Raw genomic sequence first — 19,389 nt, forward strand, 5'->3', positions numbered from 1 at the left:
GGTATCGCCTTACGGCGGTGTGGAAAACTAATCTTCAGCAAGCTGAGCATGCACGCGCACGCAACGAGCAAGACGATCTCGAATGCGATCCAGTTTTCGATAGAGCGACTTGGCGGTCGTGTTGCATATCTTCGCCAGTTCGCCGATGGTCATTTCGGACTCGTATCGAGATCGCAGTAAATTCAAGTCAGTGGCTGTTAATTTTTGTAGGCAACTCTGCAGGGCCTGTATCCGTCGCTCCAGCGTTTCATGTGATGCGACATGCGTTTCGGCGACGGTCTGCATCACGTCTTCGGAAAAAAACATGCGATCACGAGCTTTCGACCGGCGAAACTTGAGCGCCTCAAAATAGGCGAAACGTTGCGCCCAGGGGAGGAATTCTCGCGTAGCGTCATATTCGGCGAACTTCTCCCACAAGACGATTGCAGATGATTGCCATACCTCTTCGGCATCTTCTAGCCGCGGAACCATACAACGGATGTACCGCAACAATGCTCGCTCATGCTTGACGATCAACTCGACAAAGGGGGTTGGGTCGGTTGTTTGGGGGGCGCGAATCTCAGGCATCGAGAGGATGTAATGGATGGAACAAATCGAAAACAAGGACAATGCTTCTCTTTTATTATTCTCCCTCCCAAGTCCAAATTCCCCGCAAAAAGAGCGATTCAAAGATAAAAACATTATTTTGAGGGGAATTTTGCAGCGAGCGGCGGAAGCTATATAAGGCCGCGAGCCACTTTAGGATGCGGCGATCTTCATTCTCTCATCTCACTCTTCTTCGCTCGGAGACTCGGTATGAAATTGAACGCCTCGCGTGGTTTCACGCTCGTGGAATTGCTGGTGGTTATTGCGATTATCGGCGTCTTAATCGCCCTGTTATTGCCCGCAGTACAACAAGCTCGGGAAGCCGCTCGCCGCATGCAGTGCAGCAATAATCTAAAGCAACTGGGGTTGGCTCTTCACAATTACCATGATCAGTTTCTGGTTTTTCCGCCGGGAAGCGTCAGTTCGACAGTACCGCGTAACGGCGGTGGAAGCGGCAATAGTTTTGGTCCCAGCTTTTACGGCATGATGCTCGCATTCTTTGAGCAGGGGGCGCTGCATGATCAGATGGTCTGGGTTGGAGAGTCCCCTGGCTACATTAGTGAAGGGGCCGGCAGTGCTGGCGATCTCAACAAGGTTCCGGTGTTGGCCGCCGGTCCGATCACGGCGATGCGCTGTACATCGTCTGCTGGCCCTGTTTCCAATGGATTTGAATCTCAGGCTCATTACGCCGGCATCTCCGGTTGTGCGGAACCAACTTCATTCACCGAAAATCGAATCTCGACGGTGACCGTTTCGAGCCAACCGACCTTGGTCTCGGGCGGCGGCATGATGTTGCCGAACTTTTCGACCGGTTTTCATAGCTGCACCGACGGATCCTCCAACACGTTGATCCTGGGCGAAATGTCGGGCGGCTTGATGCGGACCGATGGAAATCGGAGTTTTCCTACGGCGTCCGGCACCGACCATGGTTGGCTGATGGGGAACCGAGTTACCGGATATCCGCCGAATCTTGATTCTGGATCGAACAGTAGCGACATGCGTTGCTTTAATACCAATACGGTCCGTTACTCTCCCAACCAACAGCCGTTCGCATATCAGTTGTTTCCCGGCATGGCCAGCAACGTGGGCGCCAACAATCCGCTCAGCTCCGAACATCCTGGCGGAGTCATGGTTTCGCTGGCGGACGGATCAGTGCAGTTTATTGCCGACACTGTCCAATTAGAAACGTTAAAGCAATTGGCGACCCGCGATGACGGTCAGGTCCAAAGTCAGTACTAATTAGTCCAGTCGTTTCATATCTATTTTCGGATGACGATTTGTATGAATTGCAAAAGCTTCGCTATTCTGTTGATCGCTATCGCAACGCTAGGATGCGGAAATCAAAATGACATCGGGCCGACCGGACGAATCAACGGAGTATTGACGAATAAGGGGAAGACCTTATCGCCAGACACGCAGATAGTATTTCTTCATGTGCAAAGTGGGACGGCTGCCTACGGTGGAACGGATGAGAGAGGTAATTTCGCGATTGATTCGTTCAACGACGGTAACATACCGATCGGCGTTTATCGGGTTATGATTCAACCCCCAGAGTCGCAACTAGGAGTGGAAGACGAACCCTCTGCGGAAGAGTTGCTCGAAAATTCGGCTGGTCCAAAGACGCAAAAAAAAGGGAACGAATTCGCCTTCAAGTATCGCCAACTCTCTACCAGCGGACTGGAATACGAAGTGAAGGAAGGAGATAACGTCTTTCAGATCGACCTAGAGTAGCCAGCCGTCACTTCGCCAACAGCCGCGCAATCTTTCGCCCGGTCGTGCTCAGCGCAAAGTCAGCCAGCTTGTCGACCGCCGCCCAGACCAGGGGGGCGGTCGCGTCTTTTCGAAGTCGTCCGCTCAACCCTTCCGCTTCGTGACAGTGAAGCGTGATCCGGTACTTGGTGACGCCATGCTTGATGGTCGTCAGGCGAGAACCGATTGCGGCGGAGAGACCGGTGCGCTCTTCCAGTTGCGTCGCCAGTTGGCCGCTGAGCAGTTCCGCTTCGCTGGCGACGTGAAAGCGAGGAAAGTCCCATAGCCCGGCCCAACGTTCGTCGGGTCCGCATTGGCGCAGCAGGACTTCTTTTTTGCGACGCACGACGATCGCGACTTCGGTCCGATCTTCGTACTGCATCTTCTTTTTGGGGACCGGAATTTCGGTGACGGCGTTCTCGCGCTTCGCCTGGCAGAGCATCGCGACTGGACAGGCTTCGCACTGCGGATTGCGGGGAGTGCAGATTTCGCTTCCCAGTTCCATCAGCGCCTGGTTAAAACTGCTGACATCGTGCGGGGGCAAAATATGTTCGGCGAATTGCCACAGCAGTCGCTGTCCGGCGGTTTTGGTCGGATCTTCGCGATAAGCGAGCAGCCGCGCGTGGAGACGAATCGTGTTCGCTTCTAAGATCGGCGCCGACTGGTTATAGGCGATCGAACAAATCGCGCCGGCCGTGTAACGCCCAATGCCTGGCAATGCGAGAATCGCGTCAAACTCACGGGGAAATTTTCCCTGATGCTCGTCGGCGATCACTTGGGCGGCGGCATGCAGTTGCCGAGCCCGGCGATAATAGCCGAGCCCTTCCCACAGTCGCAGCACATCCGCTTCGTCCGCTGCGGCTAGATCGGTGACCGTGGGAAACGCAGCGATGAACCGCTGGAAATAGGCCCGCACCGTGGCGACCTGGGTTTGCTGGAGCATGATCTCGCTGATCCAGACGCGGTAGGGATCGCGATTGGCGCGCCAGGGAAGATCACGAGCCGCGCCGCCGTACCAGGCGAGGATCTGCCGCTGGAACTTCCGCAGCCAGGCGGCGTTGGGCATCGTGGGGCGAGAAGAAGCGAGAGCATCCATGCGAAGCGCGACAAAATCGGGCGGTTTTGATTGGCGAGGGGGTTAGCCGGTAAAGTATAGCGGAAATCAGTGCAATTTTTCCTCCAAGATTTTAGGGCCGGCGACGAATCACCGAACCGGACGACCAACTTTTCCTCAAAGAGTCGCAATGGAAGTCGAAACTCCCACTTCTGAGCAACGCACCCTGGCGATGCTATGTCATTTGCTCGTGTTCTCTGGCTATGTGGTTCCCATTCCGCTCGTGAACGTTCTGGCGCCGCTGACGATGTGGCTGATCAAGAAGGACGAGTCGCAATTTATTGACCATCATGGCCGCGAGTCGATCAATTTTCAGCTCTCGGTCCTCATTTATGCGGTCCCATGTGGGATCTTGACCTGTCTATTTGGCGTAGGCATCGTCTTGGCGATCCTGTTGGCCGCGTTCGCCATCGTTGCGCCGATCATCGCCGCGGTCAAAGCGAATGAAGGGGTCTGGTACGAATATCCCCTCTGCATTCGCTTCTTTTAATCGGGGGATCGCCGCGCGCAATATTTCGCTCTCGCACCAGGGTGTGCAAGCTGCGAGTCACCGCTACGATAATCAATAGCGATGATTCGACATGCACCCAGGGAGAATAAAGCGATGGCGGATTGGATTGAAGAAGGAAAAAAAGCCCCCGCGTTTACGTTGACAGCCGACGACGGGACGAAGGTCAAACTGGCCGATCTGGTCGGCTCGCCGGTCGTCCTTTATTTCTATCCGAAGGATGATACGCCGGGCTGCACCAAAGAGGCGTGCGCCTTCCGCGATCAGAAAAAAGAATTGACCAAGCGCGGCGCCAAGGTCTTTGGCGTCAGCCCCGACGGCGTCGAGAGCCACGTGAAGTTCCGCGACAAGTTCCAGCTTAATTTTCCGCTGTTGGCCGACATCGACCACAAAGTGGCCGAGAAGTACGGCGCGTGGCGCGAGAAGAACATGTACGGCAAAGTCTCGATGGGAATTCAGCGCAGCACGTTTTTGATTGACGGGACCGGTAAGGTCGCCAAAGTCTGGAAACGCGTCCAGGTTGACGGACACGACGCGAAAGTGCTTGAGGCGCTCGACGCGCTCGGCTAGGCGCCGCTGCTTTCCTGCTCTCTGTCTTGCTCGTCAGCCCGTTTGCGGCGGCGAGCATCTTCGGCAAATGCGATCACATCGGACTTGTTCTTGGCGGCCGCTCGCCGCGCTCGCAGCAGTTGGCTGGTGACACGCGGGATTCGCAGAACCGCATACGCGGCCAGCGCGCTAAAGTAGAGCACGTAGAACCAGATCAGCTGCTCTCGAATGAGCCGCGCCCAGGCCGCGATCACGCTGACCAGCAAGGTCAGCACCAGGATCTGCCACAAGCTGAATTGATATCGTGATCGCGGAACGTCCGAGGGCTGGCTGACGGCCTCTGATTTTTCCCAGGGAGAGTCTTCCACGCGCCTGCTCCACTGCTAGCGGATTATGCCGACTTTGCGGGCTGGGTAAAGTTTGGCGGCCGGCGTGCCGATGAAATGAAGACGTGCCGTTGTTTTACCACGCCGCTCCAGATCGATCGAACGCATGGCAGATTTTACCGCAAAGCTCAAAGACGAAGTGCTCGCTGCGTGCGAAGTCGGCAAGGATGAAGCGAGCGAAGCGCTGAGCCGCGCGCTCGGCAATCCGATGACGTTGGCCGTCGGAGAAGCTGGCGCCTATTCCGCCGCCGTAGCCCCGGAAGACGCCGGCCTGGCGATCGTCTTGAAAGTCGATCTAGAAGCGGCGATCGTGCTGATTCCTGCTAGCAGCGGGCTGTTGCCTGACTGGTACGCCGAACCGGATGCGACTGGTGAAAGCAAGTTGGCGACCTTGGCGCAAGAGCTGGGGATGCTGCTGCTGCCGGAAGAGTTCATGCCGCTCGATTTCAAAGCAGGACGCATCGAGAACATCCGCGCCGGCTTGAAAAAAGCAGGCTGCACCGATGCGGCGGCCTGCGTCAGTTTGCCGCTGAGCGGCGAAAACGGATCCGGCGAAGCGCTGTTGGTTTGGCCGGCGCCGCAAGCCGACGCAATCTTCAAGTCGACCGCCGCTCCGCAACAACCGACCGACACGCCGAAAAACGATCCCAACTTGGCCGTCGAAGAAAAACCGGCGCCAACTCCTCCGCCGATAACGCCGCCGCCGCGAACGGGACCAGTCGACCAGCGCAACTTGCCGCACTACGCGAAAAGCTTGTTGAAGATCGCCATCGAAGTGCACGTGACGCTGGCGTCAAAAAAGATGCGCGTCCGTGAGATTACCGAGCTCGGGATCGGCTCGATCATTCAGTTTGACAAGTCATGCGAAGAATCGATCGACTTGGAAGCGGGAGAACATCGCATCGCGCAAGGAGAAGCGGTGAAGATCGGCGACAAGTTCGGCATGCGAGTCACCAACGTCCTGCTGCCGGAAGAACGCTTTATCTCGATCAAAGGCAAACGCCGCGTCCGGTAGCGTCACTTCTTCGTAACCCGATGTATTGAAGCGGCGGGGTTGGCCGCGATAGCTCCGCTATCGGGGCGGCGCAGCCGTAAGAGGCATCAAGACCAGGCACGCCGTTCATGGCGCGTTGGCCACTTCAAAAGGCATGGTAAACAGCCGATTTTCGGCGCAGGGCGGAGCGATGCCTCTTACCGACTTCGTCGGCCCCGATAGCGGAGCTATCGCGGCCAACCGGACCTTGCTCTCCAGCGAACTTGTCGATTGACAAAGCGCACGGATGCGTGGTCGATTCTTGGTCGGCGAAATTCCCACAAGGGCGCATCCGGCTCTCCAACGAACCGCTTGTCAGCACGCGGAGCCGATCAGCGGGATCTAAAAACATTCACAGTGCGGGTGGCGCTGGCGATCGCCGTACGCGCGATTCCTGACGCGCAGATCGATGGGACCGTGGGACTCTGACCACACATTTGCGGTCCGGTCCAAAGGTCCAGTCCCAGCTTCGGGAACCGGCTTCCAAATTGCGCAGATTAACAAATGGAGAGTTTGAGAGAGACGGGCGAAGATTTTTGCCCTCGTCCAGTCCTGTCCAATCCACGCAACCGCCAGAAAAAAAACGCGCTGCGGTCCAGTCCACATTGTGAAACTAGTCACGAGGATGGAGCTGCCCGCATGTCGAAGGAATCAAGAATTACCGTTAATGGCGTTGGAAGTGGGGATAGTGGCAGGATATTCCTCGAATGCCCGCTTGGGCAATGAAAAAAACGGAGCAGTCCACTCGTCCCCCCAAAAAAATGCGCTGCAGTCCGGTCCTGTCCTGTCTGCGGCGAGAGCTTGGCGAAGGCGCCCAAAAGTTGGCGTCCGATGGATCGTTCAGATTACCTAGATTCACGCCCAAGCGATCTGGGAAAGATGACCGAAAATTTTGATGGCAGTCCGGTCCGATCCGATCCTACCGGCGACGTGATGCTCGCCTGGCAGGGACGTTTGCTCTTTGACAATTTGCGTTTGCCAGGATGGAGAGATCCGAACGGAGTTTTCCTGCGCCGCCGGTGTTCTATCCGCTCTTGCCGCTGCGATAGTGCGAATCGGATCGTTTTTTGGGGTCGCTGTGCCCGTTTTCGTTTTGTCCGCTTTCGCCGCGATGCATTGCGACCGGAATGACGCTCGGCGAGTCGAGATCATCATCGCCATCTTGCGGCGGGTCTTCTGAAGTTCCCTGAGGATCGTGTCCCAGATGGGTTTTCTTGTCAGGGCGGAACATCGCGCCTAGCGGACCTGCCAACAGGGATGGCAGGAAGACCAGGTCGCCGACCAGGGCCGCCGCCAAGAGCGAGACCATCAGGTAACCAAAGCGTTGCGTCGGCGTGAACGAACTGACGGCGAAGACCGCCAAGCCTAGACCGCCGATGATGGTGGTCTGCATCATGGCGACGGCGCAACGGCGATAAGCTTCGCGGATCGCATCGCTGCGATTCAAACCTTTATCCAGGCCCCAGCGGAACCAGGTGAGGAAGTGGATCGTATCGTCGACCGCGACGCCCATCGCGACGCTGGCGGTCATCATGGTGCCGATGTCGACTTCAATTCCGGCCAGACCCATGAAGCCGAAGATCAGCACCACGGGGAAGACGTTCGGCAACATCGACACGATGCCGGCTCGGATGCTCTTCAGCACGAACGACATGACGATCGCGATTAACGCAAAGGCCCACAGCGTGCTTTCCACCAGGCTCGACAACAGCGTGCGAGCCGCTTTGTAGACGACCGGAACGACGCCGGTATAGATAACCGTCAGCTCGGGCAAGTCGGGATCGGTTACCGACAACTGCGACACGCTGGGACTGTATTGATAATTCGTCGCATCGATGATCGTCTTGCCGGCCGCTTTGATCTTGTCCAGATCGTATTTATCCGAGTCTGCGACCACCACAAAGTACTGATCGCGCTTCATCAAAGCGTCCAGGCGCGCCTGGGAGTTGCCGTCGGGATGTTCGGCGTCGCCGATCGGGTCAAAATAGTTGACGTTCAAACGCGCGTTGACCAGCAGGTCGCGGAGGGTCGTCGCGAAGATCTTCTGCGGATCCAGCTTGTGCTCCACGACTTCCCCAGCCGCTTTGGCGTCGGCTTGTTGATCGTAGACCATAAAATTGGGGCCGAGGATGGTGACTCTTTCGGTTACAAATCCTTCGTTATCGTTCGCTTTGTCGATCGTCCGTAAGATCTCGTCCCGCTTGCGATAGGCGGCGATGACCGGTTCGGCGATCTCTTTCAGGTCGGTGACAAATCGCCCGTACTCGATGTTTTGCAGTGCGCCTAAGCGAAGACTGACGCGCCACAGTTCGGCGCCTGATTCGTCTTCTTGACGCAGATAGTCAGTTTTTAGGAATTCGTCGCGGTGTTCTTCCAGGCGACGATTGTAGGCGCCGCGAATGGCGAAATCGCGCGTCGTACCGCCAGACTCCGGCAAGACCGGCGCGAACGTGGCGACGCTCATGCCGTTGCCGACAAGATCCCGTCCTTGCGGACCGAGAACGTCTTCGACCGCGTTCTGCACGCGCCGAGCCATCTCCATTCGTTCTAGAAACGTATATTGGAACTTTTCTTGTTCGGCCGCTGCGGGATCGCGCGGCTCGTCGGTCCCAATCGATCCCATCAGTTGGGGCTCGACGCGAATGACGAGTTCCATCGGCACGAGCTTGCCAATTTTTTGCTCGAGCCATCCGTAGTCTTTGATGATTTCAGAATTGGCGTCAAACATCTTGAGCAACTGCACCGACGTTTTGATGTACGTCAATCCAAAGCCGAAGATGATGAAGGCCACAAAGCAGATGGTCGCGACGACCGTGCTGCGCAGGATGATGAAGTCCGCGACACGCAGCGCGAAGTTTTCCATCCAGACCGACAACGGCGACTTCGATTGCAGGCTTCCGTCTTTCGACTTTTTGGCTTTGGGGGGCCATTGCTGCAGCGCCGCCGGTAAGTAGGTGAAGAGCAGCGCCAGCGTCGCTAAAACGCCCATGGCGGAGAAGATGCCGAATTTTTTGATCGGAGCGATGTTACTGGTCGCCAGCGAGCCAAGGCCGACCGCGGTGGTCAGCGCGGCGATCAAGCAGGGATACCAGCCGTGGGAGACGGCCAATTCGGGAGCGCCGTCGATTCCATCTTCTTCGACCGCGTCTTTGTAGTAATTGATAATATGGATCGCACCGGCGAGTCCCAGCACGTATACGACCGCCGGCATCGACATCAACACGGCGTCGGGCCAACTGCCGCACCAATAGACGAGCGACATGCTGGTAATCGCGGCGACGCCGCCGACGAAGAAGACCATGATCGTCAGTTTGATGCTGCGCAAGCAAAGGTACGACAAGCCGACTCCGACGGCCACGGCGAATAGCACCAATCGCGCCAGGGTGATCTCCCCTTCTTCGTCGATCGCGACATTATCGACCGGAGGGCCGCCGAGATGCAGCTCATCCTGCGGAATTCCAGCTTCGATGCAGAGTTGACGCATCCGTCCCAGCGGACGTCCCATGAAGCCGCGACCGAGCGTGCGGCGCAAGTCGACTTTGCCGGCTTCGCTGAGGGTTGCAATCAAGCAGGTCTGTTGGCCATCAGGACCAAACAGCACGCCTTGCAAACGCTCGTGCGCGATGCGGTTGGCTTCGTCCAGATCGGCCGCGTCGGCCGCATCTGGATCACGCAAGAGCGACCCGCCGGGATCGGCCAGTTGCGCCAAAACCTGCGGACCGGTCACGACGGATTTAAAGAGGTGAGCCTGAAGCGTCGCGGGGCGCTTGTAATATTCGGTATCCACGGTTGCGGCGTATTCGCCGGAGAGTTCGTTCGTGCCGGTGAAGAGACGCTCCATGGTGCGATAGGCGGCGCCCAGCATGGTGCTGCCGCCGTTCCAGCTTTGGATTTCACCGTTGGGCAGAATGTAGTACCACTTTTCGCCGGTCCCCTTCAGCCACTTCTCCTCTTGGCCTCCCCAGTTCTCATAGAGATTACCGGTCAGGTAGAGACCATAGCGATCGCCGGCGAAGTCATCACCATGACCGGCGACATCGGCGCCAAATCTCTTCTCGCCGTCGGTCGGCGCCGAAGGGACCAATTTTTTGGCCAACAACTGCAAACGCTGATCGTCGGGGGTGCAGCCTTCCCAACTGACCAGGACGAATTGTTCGCCGAGGAAGTGTTCGCGAAACCAGTTGAGATCTTTGGTTTCGGTGAAGTCGCTCGGCAGCCAATCTTTGACGTCATTCTTCATCCGTTCCAACGACAACCGCGCACCGCGGAGCGAGAACGGCACCAAGAAAAAGACCGCCATCAAGATGAGCAGAGAGTAACGTTGGAAAAAAGTAGGACGGCGTTCTTGCATGGACATCAGCGCCAAGTGGTTCGATGCGGTGGTGCGGGGCAGTTATGGTTCGCGACGATCGTAACGATCAACGCACTAACAGCACATCTAACTAAAAAGATGCGCAAGTTCCCACCACTATCTAAGCTTCCAGACTAATGTTTCGAGGGAAGTGCGTAAATGCCAAGCGCTAGCGTACAGATCCCTTCCCCGCTATTGGGAGGATGCTATGTTTTCCTATCCTTCCTAACCCCACCTCGGCCAGTACTGATGCATCCTTCATTTTGGCAAATTGTCGCTTTGGCGGTCGTTCAAGGGGTCGCCGAATTCTTGCCGATCAGCTCTTCCGGGCATGTCGTTATCCTGGCGACCCTGTTGGGCGCTACGGCGGAGCAATTGGACGTGGTCGAATTGAACATTTTTCTCCACTTGGGGACGTTTGCATCAATCGTCGCCTATTACTGGCGCGAAATCTTGCGGCTCTTGACCGAAGATCGCCGTGTGATCGGACTTTTGGTGCTGGGGACCATTCCGGCGGTCGCCGCGGCCCTCGTTCTGAAAGCTACCGATTTGGACCATTGGCTGCAAAGTCCACTGGTCGCGGCGGTTTGTCTGCTAGCGACCGGAGTGTTGTTACTGTGGACAGGTCGGCAAACCGGGGGTGACGCGGATTACCGTAAACTCTCCTGGTTGCGGGCATGGGGGATCGGCGTCGCCCAAGCGGTCGCCATCTTGCCTGGCGTCTCGCGCAGCGGCGCCACGATCGCCGCCGGATTGAAAACCGAATTGAAGCCGCAGCAAGCGGCGACGTTTTCGTTTTTGCTGGCGTTGCCGGCAATCCTGGGAGCATCGACTTGGGAGATCCTCCAGCGTGTGCGCGAGACCGACGGTGGTCCGCAGTTGTCAATCTCGTGGCTGCTAGGAGGCGCATTGATCGCCGCGGTGGTTGGTTACGCTTCGATCGGCGTGTTGGTCCGCGTCCTCGAGAAGAAGCGGTTGCACTACTTCGCGTGGTGGTGCTTCTTGGCTGGCGGCGGCATGCTGATCTATCTGGCGACGCGCTAGCGCGATAGCGGATGTTCTTGCTTGTGGTTGAAGCCGAAAGCGTTTGAGAGAACCGCAACCGCGCTGGACCAGTGATCAAGCTGGTATCGCTGCCGTCAGGAAGTGAGAGTCGCTGACAGCGCAAAAAAAAGGCCCCCGGAAAGTCTCGGTATCCCAGGGGGGCTTAGGATCCGTTGCTCTTCCGGGAGCGATTGGATGCTACTTGGCCGGCGTCATCCTTGACGCGGCCGAGTCGCGGGTCTTTAGTTCACAAGTTTCACGCATCGAGCCGATTTCAAATTTCACCGTCCGCATCCGTGCAGGCAGTTTGATTTGCGGTCCGCAGAAAACTACAGGATAGAATTCCGGTGCTGGACTCTCTCATTTCAAGCGTGGCGAATCACTGCCGAAGCGGTTCCAAAGAACACTTTCTGGCGGTGACTCGCGTCGTGAGGCGGCAAGATATGCCATCGCAGAAATCGGGTCAAGTGCGATTTCTGCTCAAGAATAAAAGAAGTCGCACCGGCATGGCGCGGCGCTCGCTAGCGTCCTCTTGAGAGCAAGCCGTGAACTTGCTTAACGCGAGGTCGCCGTCGGGCCTGGTTCACTACGGTCCGTCGATCCCGACGAAGTGCGAATCAAAACAGGCGAGTCGATTTCCATTTCGCTGCCGCACAATGCGACGCGGTTGCCTCCTACTTCGATCGCTTTGCCCAGGGCCGCTTCGGCACGCAGGAAAATATGATCCAAGCCGTCTCCTTGCAACGCTTCGGTCACGCCGCATGCGATCGAAAATTGGCGAATGTCGTCGTCCTTGCGAATCTTGAAACGTTCGACCGCTTTTCGCAGACGATCCGAAACCGCAGCAGCGCGATTGATGCTTGCGGACGGTAGGAGGATGCCGTAGCGTCCGTCGGCGATGCGGCCGACATGATCCATGTCTCGCATTGCGGCGATTAGCATTCGTTCTAGCGTATCGTTAAACGCTTTGATGATTCCCTTGCTGTTGTTGCTGACAAAATCTTCGTATCGATCGACTGCCAACACAATCAATGAAATCGGCAGCGAGTCTCGTTTGAATTGGTTTAAACGGCGGTGAATGTCGCCACGGAATTCGTCGCCGCTGGAAACCGTGATCCGTTTTTCTTCGGCCGCGGGAGTTTCGCCGACAGGCTCCTCGGTCCGCTGTGACTCGCTCAAGACCGGACGCGACTTTTCACCGTCGTTCCAATAGGCGCGATTGCGGCCGGCGTTCTTCGCGGCGTACAAAGCCGAGTCAGCTCGTTTGATCAAGTTCGCTTCGTCGTCGGTGCGATTTACTTCGGCTACGCCGCAACTAGTGGTGACCTGCAGCAACTTCCCTTCAAAGACGATTTCCATCGAAGCGACGGCGCGAACTACGCGAGCGGCGGCGATCTGCGAATCGAAAATATTGGAGCCCGGCAAAATGACGGCAAATTCTTCTCCGCCAAAGCGAATCGCGGCGCCGCCGATGGTCGATGCGACTCGTTCCAACGTGCGTGCGGCGCTCTTCAGGACTTCGTCCCCCGCCATGTGGCCGTAGGTGTCGTTGAATTTTTTGAAATGGTCGATGTCGAGCATCATCAGCGAAGTAGGACGCCGCGACTTTTGAAATTCCTGCAGGCGGCGCGACATCTCGTGATCAAAGACGCGGCGGTTAGGAAGCGAGGTCAACGCATCGGTCCGCGCTTCGACCGTTTGCGATTGGATGATTTGGGATTGTTGCAGCAGCCGCATTTCGGCTTGATTCAACCGATCGCCCAGCGACTTGTTGGCGTCGATCAACTGCGAGATGGCGCCGGTCACCGAGTTGGCGTCCGTTGAGCGTGACGCGAGACCTTCGTTGATCCTGGCCATGCGATCGGTATGTTCGCCGACGTCGCTGCGAACCGACTCGGTCAGTTCGTGGACCTGCTCTAGTAAGCGCTCCAGCTCTTTTTGGGTAATGTTGGCGGCGCGGTCTCCGTCCGCTTCTGGTCTCTCGACTTCGGCTTGTTTGACGCTCGCTGAAGTTGCAAGCGAGGTCGCTGGCTTTTTTTCACGCAGATAGTTGACGAGCATGTCGATCGAGTTGGCCAGCAGCTTCAGCGGCGAAAGCGGTTGATTGCCAAACAGAAACCAGCCGCACAGCATACCAATGGCCGTGCAACCGATGCTCAAGAGAATGTCGATAAAAAAGACGCTCATGCGATCTTCCGAGTGCATAACAGGCGAGGGCGCCAACCGCGTCTCACGGGGACGCAATGGTGACACCCTTTATTTAGTTCATGCCGGGCGACAGTCAATTTGCACCTACTGGGAAATCGATATTAACCGTCGTTTGGGCGGCGAACTTCGGTGTTGTTCCGCGCATCTGACGTATTCGGCACAACCGGAAAGTCGCGTTCATTCGAGATCTGCTTGCGAATCACCGCAATTCGTTCTCGGGGGTGATTATTACAACCTACTTTTTTTTAGTTGCGCGATTCCAGTCGCCTGGCGTTGTGTGATTTGGGGTAGACGTTTTTGGCAGATGCTGGGGGGCAGAACATGAAATCGGATGAAGTAAAAAAAGGACCTCACGTACGTGGACCACGCGTCGTGTTGGTCGATGACGATGAGGCCATCATGCGTTGCGTAGGACGCGTGTTGGAGTTGGACGAAGAGATTGAAGTGATTGGACAAACGGGACACGCCCAGGCTGGCGTTGCGCTCGTATGTCAGAAGCGGCCCGATGTCGTCTTGATGGACATCCACATGCCTGGCGGCGATCCCTTTCTCGCTTGCCGCGAAATCCAAACAGCGCTCGACGGAGCTTGCCAGGTTCTTTACTACACTGGTTTTCCACGCGACCAGTATCTCGATCGATGCATCGCCAGCGGAGCGGCCGGCATCGTTTCAAAACATACCGAATCGATCCGCAACGTCGCGTTGGCGATTCGACACGTCGCCGCCGGCAACTCCTACTTCTCGCCGGAACTAGCCAATCGATTGATCGAACTCGAAGCAGGACACCCCATGTCGCGGATCGCCACGCTGACGCATCGCGAGATTTCAGTCTTACGCGAACTGGCGGCCGGAAAGACGCAATTGGAAATCGCCGAAGCGCTCGATCTGAGTGAACGGACGGTCAACAAAGAGGTGGGCGATTTGAAAGAGAAGCTCGCGCTCCGTTCGCTCAATGAGTTGCTGATCTTTTCGGTGAACGAAGGTTTGTCTCATCCAGAACTGATTCATCAGTACGGCGCCTAAAAAGCGCACTTGCGAAACCGTAGAAGCCGGTTTATTGGTCGCTAGCCGCCCATGCGCTAAAAATCCGCGTTTTTTTGCCCGCAAAATAGGGCAATTGCTACGACAATAGTTGCGGATAGCCGTTTCATACCCTAAATCACTTACATCTCGGGTGTGCTGCCCCTTCATCCGAGCGAAACCGCGTCGAACCTGCTGACGACGCGGTTTCTTTTTTTCTTGCGACCCAACGCGAAAAAAAGTCGCTTTGCGATTATCGCAAAGCGACCGTTGTTGGTTGGCGGGCGCCATTGTTTCAACGCGACGTCGCCGGTTGATCCAATGAGAGAGGAGCTTAGTCCTTTTTGAGTTGCGATTCGATCGCTTGGACTACTTCCGGAGAATCGGGTTCGATCTTCGTGCGGAATCTTGCGACTACTTCGCCATCGCGATTGATCAGGAACTTTTCAAAGTTCCATTTCACGTCGCCTGGATCTTGCTGAAAGCTTTTCAGCTTTTTGTAGACGGCGGCCGTCTCAGGTCCGTTGACGTTGATTTTTTCCATCATGTCGAACGAGACGTTGTATTTGTCAGTGCAGAATTCCTGAATTTCCAGCGCGGTGCCTGGTTCCTGGCCGCCAAATTGATTGCAGGGGAAACCGACCACTTCCAACCCTTCGTCATGATACTTTTCGTACAGCGCTTGCAGCGGTTTGTACTGCGGGGTCTTGCCGCACTTGCTGGCGACGTTCACAACCAGCAGGACTTTGCCCTTGTACTTGGATAGATCGACTTTTTCGCCGCTGAGCGATTTGATCTCGCCTTCGAGCAACGTATCCGCCGCCGAAGCGAACGAAGCTAACGCGAAGACCGCGGCAAAGACTCCGCCGCTAAACAATACTCGCATCATCGCAATTTCCTCCAAAGGAATGGCCGCACGCTTGCAGAACGAGCGTCGGCGACAAAGGGGTGATTTGATACCAGGCAGGCGCCAGCCGCATCGGCTCGCAATCCTTCTGATTCTACCCGGGCAAATAGGGGTTACAAGTTTTCGCGCCCCCTACTCCGCCTTTGGGGGTGTTCTCGCGCAGGCCGATGGCCGGTAGAACCAAGGTTTCGCATTTCACCGACTAACGACCGAATCGCATGTCCGCCGTCCTATCTCCCCCCTTTCTGTTCCATTTTTCGGTGCCGCTCCGCTATCGCGCGAAGATTTGGAGCGATAAGCCGCTCGCATTTGGGGAAGAATATCGCCTGCAGTCGTTCGGACATTTAGAGGGACGCCGGCAATTTGCCGATATTCGCGCCGCCTGGAACGAGCGCGGAATCGCCTTTTCGGTCAATGTTACCGGCAAACGTCAGGCCGCCTGGTGCCGGGAAAGCCGCGCCGTCGAAAGTGACGGAGTGCAGATCTGGCTCGATACTCGGGCCACCAACAACGTCCACCGAGCCACCAAATTCTGCCATCGGTATGTTTTCTTACCAACCGGCGGGGGGCACTCGCTGCGCGAGCCGGCGGCCGATCAGTTGCTGATCAATCGAGCGCGAGAAAACGCCAAGCCGATTCGCCCCGGCGAACTGCGGATCCGCAGTCAGATGAAAGCGGATGGATACTTTCTCGAATTCTGCGTGCCGGCCACGGCGCTGACTGGATACGATCCGAGCGAATATGATCGGGTCGGTTTCTACTACGCCGTCATGGACCGCGAACTGGGTTGGCAGAACTTTAGCGTCGGCAACCAGTTTCCCTTTGACGAAGATCCCAGCACTTGGGGCGTCTGCGAACTGGTTCGCGACTAGGAGCAAAGCGGAAAATAGGCGCCCAAGGGCAAGGAGTCTCATCTTTCCCAAATGTGTCCAGCGGCCGATTTTGCTCCTCGGCTAGTGACGGCAGGCGGTTCTTCGAGAGGGCGCAGTCTCGGTTTCGCTTCCCTCGTGGGCGGCGACTTTTCGTCGCACCAACTTCTCTTGCGTCGCGGCGCGCTATAAATAGAGGAGTGATTCAACGATTTTGACCGGCATTCAACACGAGCACAGATCCTATGGCGGAAGCGACCTTCGGCGGCGGTTGTTTTTGGTGTACCGAGGCGATTTTTCAGCGGCTCGACGGGGTGACGCATGTCGAACCCGGCTACTCGGGCGGACAGACCGACAACCCAACGTACGAGGCCGTTTGCCGCGGAACGACAGGGCATGCTGAAGTGATTCGGATCGAATACGACCCGGCCGTAATTGACTATGAATCGCTGCTGGAGATCTTTTTTCAGACGCACGACCCGACCACGCTCAACCGCCAAGGCGCCGACGTCGGGACGCAATACCGCTCGGTCATCTTCTCTCATGACGCCGCGCAAAAAGACGCGGCGGAGCAGTTTTTAAAGCAGCTGGATGCGGCCAAAGCCTACTCGTCGCCGATCGTGACCGAGATTTCCCCGCTTACCAACTATTTTGCGGCCGAAAACTATCACCAGAACTATTTTGACAGTCACCCCAGCCAGTCTTATTGCGCGGCGGTAATTGCCCCTAAAGTCGACAAATTTCGCCGAAAATTCGCGGCGAAACTGAAAGAGGGGGGCGCCTAGCGCCGGCCAATTCGCTCCTCGCCAGAGGGCGTAAGGTGTGTTAGCATTTCGGGTTTAGATCGTCGCTTTGAGCGCCGGATGAACGAGACCAGACCCATACGCGGAGTCGTCATGTCGATTGATCCCTATTCGAATTCCCCCTGCGGAACGAATAAGAAAATCAAATTCTACTGCCCCGAGATGATTCCCGATCTAGAGAAGATCGAGCGGATGTTGGCTGGCGAGCAGCGTGTCGCCGCGTTGGACGTTGTGCAGAAATTGTTGGAGCGATACCCGGATCACTCGGTTCCGCTCTTCTATCGCACGATTTTGCAAATGCAGATCGGCGAAGAAGGAAAGATTGCTGCAGCGATCAGCGAGTTCCTTGACAAGCACCCCGACAATCCGGCGGCACACGCGCTCTACGCGTCCCATCTATCCGCGAGCGGCAAACCGACCGAAGCAGTCGAAGAGCTGCAGACGGCGCTGGAGCTGTCGCCGCAACAGCTGCACTTTACCGTTTACGAAGCGCTAGGCGCCGTCGGTCAAGGGCTGTTGATGGATAGCAAGATCCCGGCGGCTCGCGCACATCTGATGCTGCAAAGCAGTATCGCCCCCGAAGAAGATGACATGGCGATGCAGTTGTTGATGCGAATCAACTCATCGCGCGAACTCCCTTCGCTGCTGAAGACCGACCCGACGTTGGCCGAGTGTCCCAGCGATTTTCCGAAGAAGGACGAGTTTGAAGCGGCCCTGGTCGAAGCTGGCGCCGGTCGCTGGCGAAAAGCGGTTAGCCAGTTCGAGCAATTGAAAGCGACCGCGCCTCGTAATACGGCGCTCTTGGAAAACCTGGCCGTGTTGTCGGCGACCTTGGGCTACAACGAAGCGGCGATCGGCTACTTGCATTCCTACGCCGCCGCCGCCGAACGAAGCGATTTTGAAGCAGCGGTCGAAGCGGAATCGCTCGCCCAGTTGTTGTCAGACGACCCCGGTCCGCAATACGACATGGTGACAGTTCCCTTCCCGGTCCAAGATCTGGAAGTGGTCTTAGAGAAGTTGCGAGTCGATGATCGCGCCAACGTACTGCCGGTCGACGTCTCGCAATTGGCCGATGGCGACAGTCCGCCGCCCAAGGTCGCCTATTGGCTGTTGGATCGCGCGGTGCCGGAATCGGCCGACGGATTGACCGTCGACACCGCTCCCAACGTGCTGGGCGAAATGTTGGTCTACGGCAAAGAGACTGACCGCGACGCGCGGGTCGAATTGTCGACGATGAAGAACGACAAGTTTGATGCGACGATCGCTACGCTTCGCGAAATCTGCGGCGATGCGATTGGCGCCGCCGGCGAAGAAAAGAAGCTGGGACAGATTCCGATGTCAGAAGCGGTGCTAACCTGGAGTTGGCGCCTTCCCGATTCGGCCAGCGCCGCGCAAAAACAAGCGCTGACCTACGAGCGTCGCCGTCAAGCGTTGCTCGAGTCTTGGACCGCTCAGCCGCAACCTTCGCTCGGCGGCAAATCACCCAGCGAAGCTGTCGGTGACGCCGCGATGCGCGTGAAGCTGGCCGCCGCCGTGTTGGTGCTGGAAAACGCCGGACAGCAGCAACAATGGCAATTTGATTTCAACGAACTCCGCACCAAGCTGCAACTGCCGACGCTTGATCCGCTCGTTGGTTCGCAGATCGAGATTGATTCGCTGCCAAGCGTGCGTCTCTATCGCGTTGATCCATCGACGTTGGACGACACGAACCTGGTCAAAGCGTACGGTCGCTCGGTGATCTCGGCCGAGCGCGCCGCGATTCGCATCTTCGCTGAAGCGCTGCTCAGCCGAGAGTCGCTGGCTGGCCAGATCGATAAGGGCGAACTGTATGGGCAACTCGCGCGCAACTGCGGTGATCCGGATCTAGCGATCGGATACCTGAAGCAAGCGCAAGCTGCGGCCGTCGCCGATGGTCAATCGCCCGGCATGTGGAAGCTGGCGGAACTGGGGCTGCGGCTCGAACGCCGCGAATCGCAAGAGTCGCAAATGCTGCTGAACGACCTGACGCAAAATCACATGCATGAGGCCGAAGTCGCACGCCCCTTGATGCAATTGCTTTATCAGTTTGGAATTATCGGTGCTGACGGGCGTCCGACCGGCATGCCTCCCGGAGGCGGCGGACAACCTGCACCAGCTCCTGCGCCGGCTGCCGGCGGCGGAGTTTGGACGCCTGATAATCCGAGCGGCGCCGCCGCTCCGGCGGGCGAAGAGCAGAAGTCGAAGCTTTGGATGCCCGGCATGGACTAACCGCGAATGCGGTGAG

16 protein-coding genes are annotated in these 19,389 nt (G+C 57.0%); 10 read left to right on the top strand and 6 right to left on the bottom strand.

Translation table 11 applies throughout. The features are described from left to right. Window positions 1-27: 27 nt before the first annotated feature. The gene (locus M4951_RS23780; protein ID WP_262024086.1) at window positions 28-603 is read right to left on the bottom strand and encodes a sigma-70 family RNA polymerase sigma factor; all 576 of its coding nucleotides are present in this window, start codon (window positions 601-603) and stop codon (window positions 28-30) included. 192 nt (window positions 604-795) lie between these two features. Between M4951_RS23780 and M4951_RS23785 the strand changes: the two genes are divergently transcribed. Both M4951_RS23785 and M4951_RS23790 read left to right on the top strand, forming a co-directional pair. Continuing rightward, the gene (locus M4951_RS23785; protein ID WP_262024087.1) at window positions 796-1,824 is read left to right on the top strand and encodes a DUF1559 domain-containing protein; all 1,029 of its coding nucleotides are present in this window, start codon (window positions 796-798) and stop codon (window positions 1,822-1,824) included. A 42-nt stretch (window positions 1,825-1,866) separates the two neighbouring features. Further along, the gene (locus M4951_RS23790; protein ID WP_262024088.1) at window positions 1,867-2,316 is read left to right on the top strand and encodes a hypothetical protein; all 450 of its coding nucleotides are present in this window, start codon (window positions 1,867-1,869) and stop codon (window positions 2,314-2,316) included. 7 nt (window positions 2,317-2,323) lie between these two features. Here M4951_RS23790 and mutY read toward each other — a convergent pair whose 3' ends face one another. Next, window positions 2,324-3,430 carry an A/G-specific adenine glycosylase gene (gene mutY / locus M4951_RS23795; protein WP_262024089.1) on the bottom strand — a complete coding sequence of 369 codons (1,107 nt, stop codon included), beginning with the start codon at window positions 3,428-3,430 and terminating at the stop codon, window positions 2,324-2,326. Window positions 3,431-3,578: 148 nt separating this feature from the next. Here mutY and M4951_RS23800 point away from each other — a divergent pair, with 148 nt between their 5' ends. Both M4951_RS23800 and bcp read left to right on the top strand, forming a co-directional pair. After that, a complete protein-coding gene (locus tag M4951_RS23800) occupies window positions 3,579-3,938 on the top strand; it encodes a DUF4870 domain-containing protein (RefSeq protein ID WP_262024090.1) in 360 nt (119 codons plus the stop codon). Between the two features lie 114 nt (window positions 3,939-4,052). Continuing rightward, window positions 4,053-4,526, top strand: coding sequence for a thioredoxin-dependent thiol peroxidase (gene bcp, locus M4951_RS23805; protein ID WP_002655909.1), 474 nt, complete (start codon window positions 4,053-4,055; stop codon window positions 4,524-4,526). On the opposite strand, the gene M4951_RS23810 is transcribed toward bcp, so the two are convergent. Further along, window positions 4,523-4,873 (bottom strand): hypothetical protein, encoded by a 351-nt coding sequence (locus M4951_RS23810; RefSeq protein WP_262024091.1) that lies wholly within the window; start codon window positions 4,871-4,873, stop codon window positions 4,523-4,525. The genes bcp and M4951_RS23810 overlap by 4 nt on opposite strands. Before the next feature lie 124 nt (window positions 4,874-4,997). On the opposite strand from M4951_RS23810, the gene M4951_RS23815 reads away from it, so the two are divergent. Further along, on the top strand, window positions 4,998-5,906 hold the full coding sequence (locus tag M4951_RS23815; RefSeq protein WP_262024092.1) for a FliM/FliN family flagellar motor switch protein: 909 nt from the start codon (window positions 4,998-5,000) through the stop codon (window positions 5,904-5,906). A gap of 1,042 nt (window positions 5,907-6,948) precedes the next feature. On the opposite strand, the gene M4951_RS23820 is transcribed toward M4951_RS23815, so the two are convergent. Beyond that, window positions 6,949-10,275 carry an efflux RND transporter permease subunit gene (locus M4951_RS23820; protein ID WP_262024093.1) on the bottom strand — a complete coding sequence of 1,109 codons (3,327 nt, stop codon included), beginning with the start codon at window positions 10,273-10,275 and terminating at the stop codon, window positions 6,949-6,951. Between the two features lie 249 nt (window positions 10,276-10,524). On the opposite strand from M4951_RS23820, the gene M4951_RS23825 reads away from it, so the two are divergent. After that, window positions 10,525-11,319, top strand: coding sequence for an undecaprenyl-diphosphate phosphatase (locus M4951_RS23825; RefSeq protein ID WP_262024094.1), 795 nt, complete (start codon window positions 10,525-10,527; stop codon window positions 11,317-11,319). Window positions 11,320-11,874: 555 nt separating this feature from the next. Here M4951_RS23825 and M4951_RS23830 read toward each other — a convergent pair. Then, window positions 11,875-13,506, bottom strand: a complete 1,632-nt coding sequence (locus M4951_RS23830) for a GGDEF domain-containing protein (RefSeq protein ID WP_262024095.1) — start codon at window positions 13,504-13,506, stop codon at window positions 11,875-11,877. A gap of 342 nt (window positions 13,507-13,848) precedes the next feature. Between M4951_RS23830 and M4951_RS23835 the strand changes: the two genes are divergently transcribed. Further along, the gene (locus M4951_RS23835) at window positions 13,849-14,550 is read left to right on the top strand and encodes a response regulator transcription factor (protein WP_262024096.1); all 702 of its coding nucleotides are present in this window, start codon (window positions 13,849-13,851) and stop codon (window positions 14,548-14,550) included. A 331-nt stretch (window positions 14,551-14,881) separates the two neighbouring features. On the opposite strand, the gene M4951_RS23840 is transcribed toward M4951_RS23835, so the two are convergent. Continuing rightward, complete coding sequence (locus M4951_RS23840) at window positions 14,882-15,436, bottom strand: glutathione peroxidase (RefSeq protein WP_262024097.1); 555 nt, start codon at window positions 15,434-15,436, stop codon at window positions 14,882-14,884. Between the two features lie 236 nt (window positions 15,437-15,672). On the opposite strand from M4951_RS23840, the gene M4951_RS23845 reads away from it, so the two are divergent. From M4951_RS23845 to M4951_RS23855, 3 genes are all read left to right on the top strand, one after another. Further along, entirely contained in the window at window positions 15,673-16,326 is a 654-nt protein-coding gene (locus M4951_RS23845; RefSeq protein ID WP_262024098.1) for a sugar-binding protein, read from the top strand. Window positions 16,327-16,568: 242 nt separating this feature from the next. Then, window positions 16,569-17,108 carry a peptide-methionine (S)-S-oxide reductase MsrA gene (gene msrA, locus M4951_RS23850; protein WP_262024099.1) on the top strand — a complete coding sequence of 180 codons (540 nt, stop codon included), beginning with the start codon at window positions 16,569-16,571 and terminating at the stop codon, window positions 17,106-17,108. A 111-nt stretch (window positions 17,109-17,219) separates the two neighbouring features. After that, window positions 17,220-19,373, top strand: coding sequence for a tetratricopeptide repeat protein (locus tag M4951_RS23855; RefSeq protein WP_262024100.1), 2,154 nt, complete (start codon window positions 17,220-17,222; stop codon window positions 19,371-19,373). Window positions 19,374-19,389: the final 16 nt, after the last annotated feature.

Source organism: Blastopirellula sp. J2-11, from assembly GCF_024584705.1.
Lineage (GTDB): Bacteria > Planctomycetota > Planctomycetia > Pirellulales > Pirellulaceae > Blastopirellula.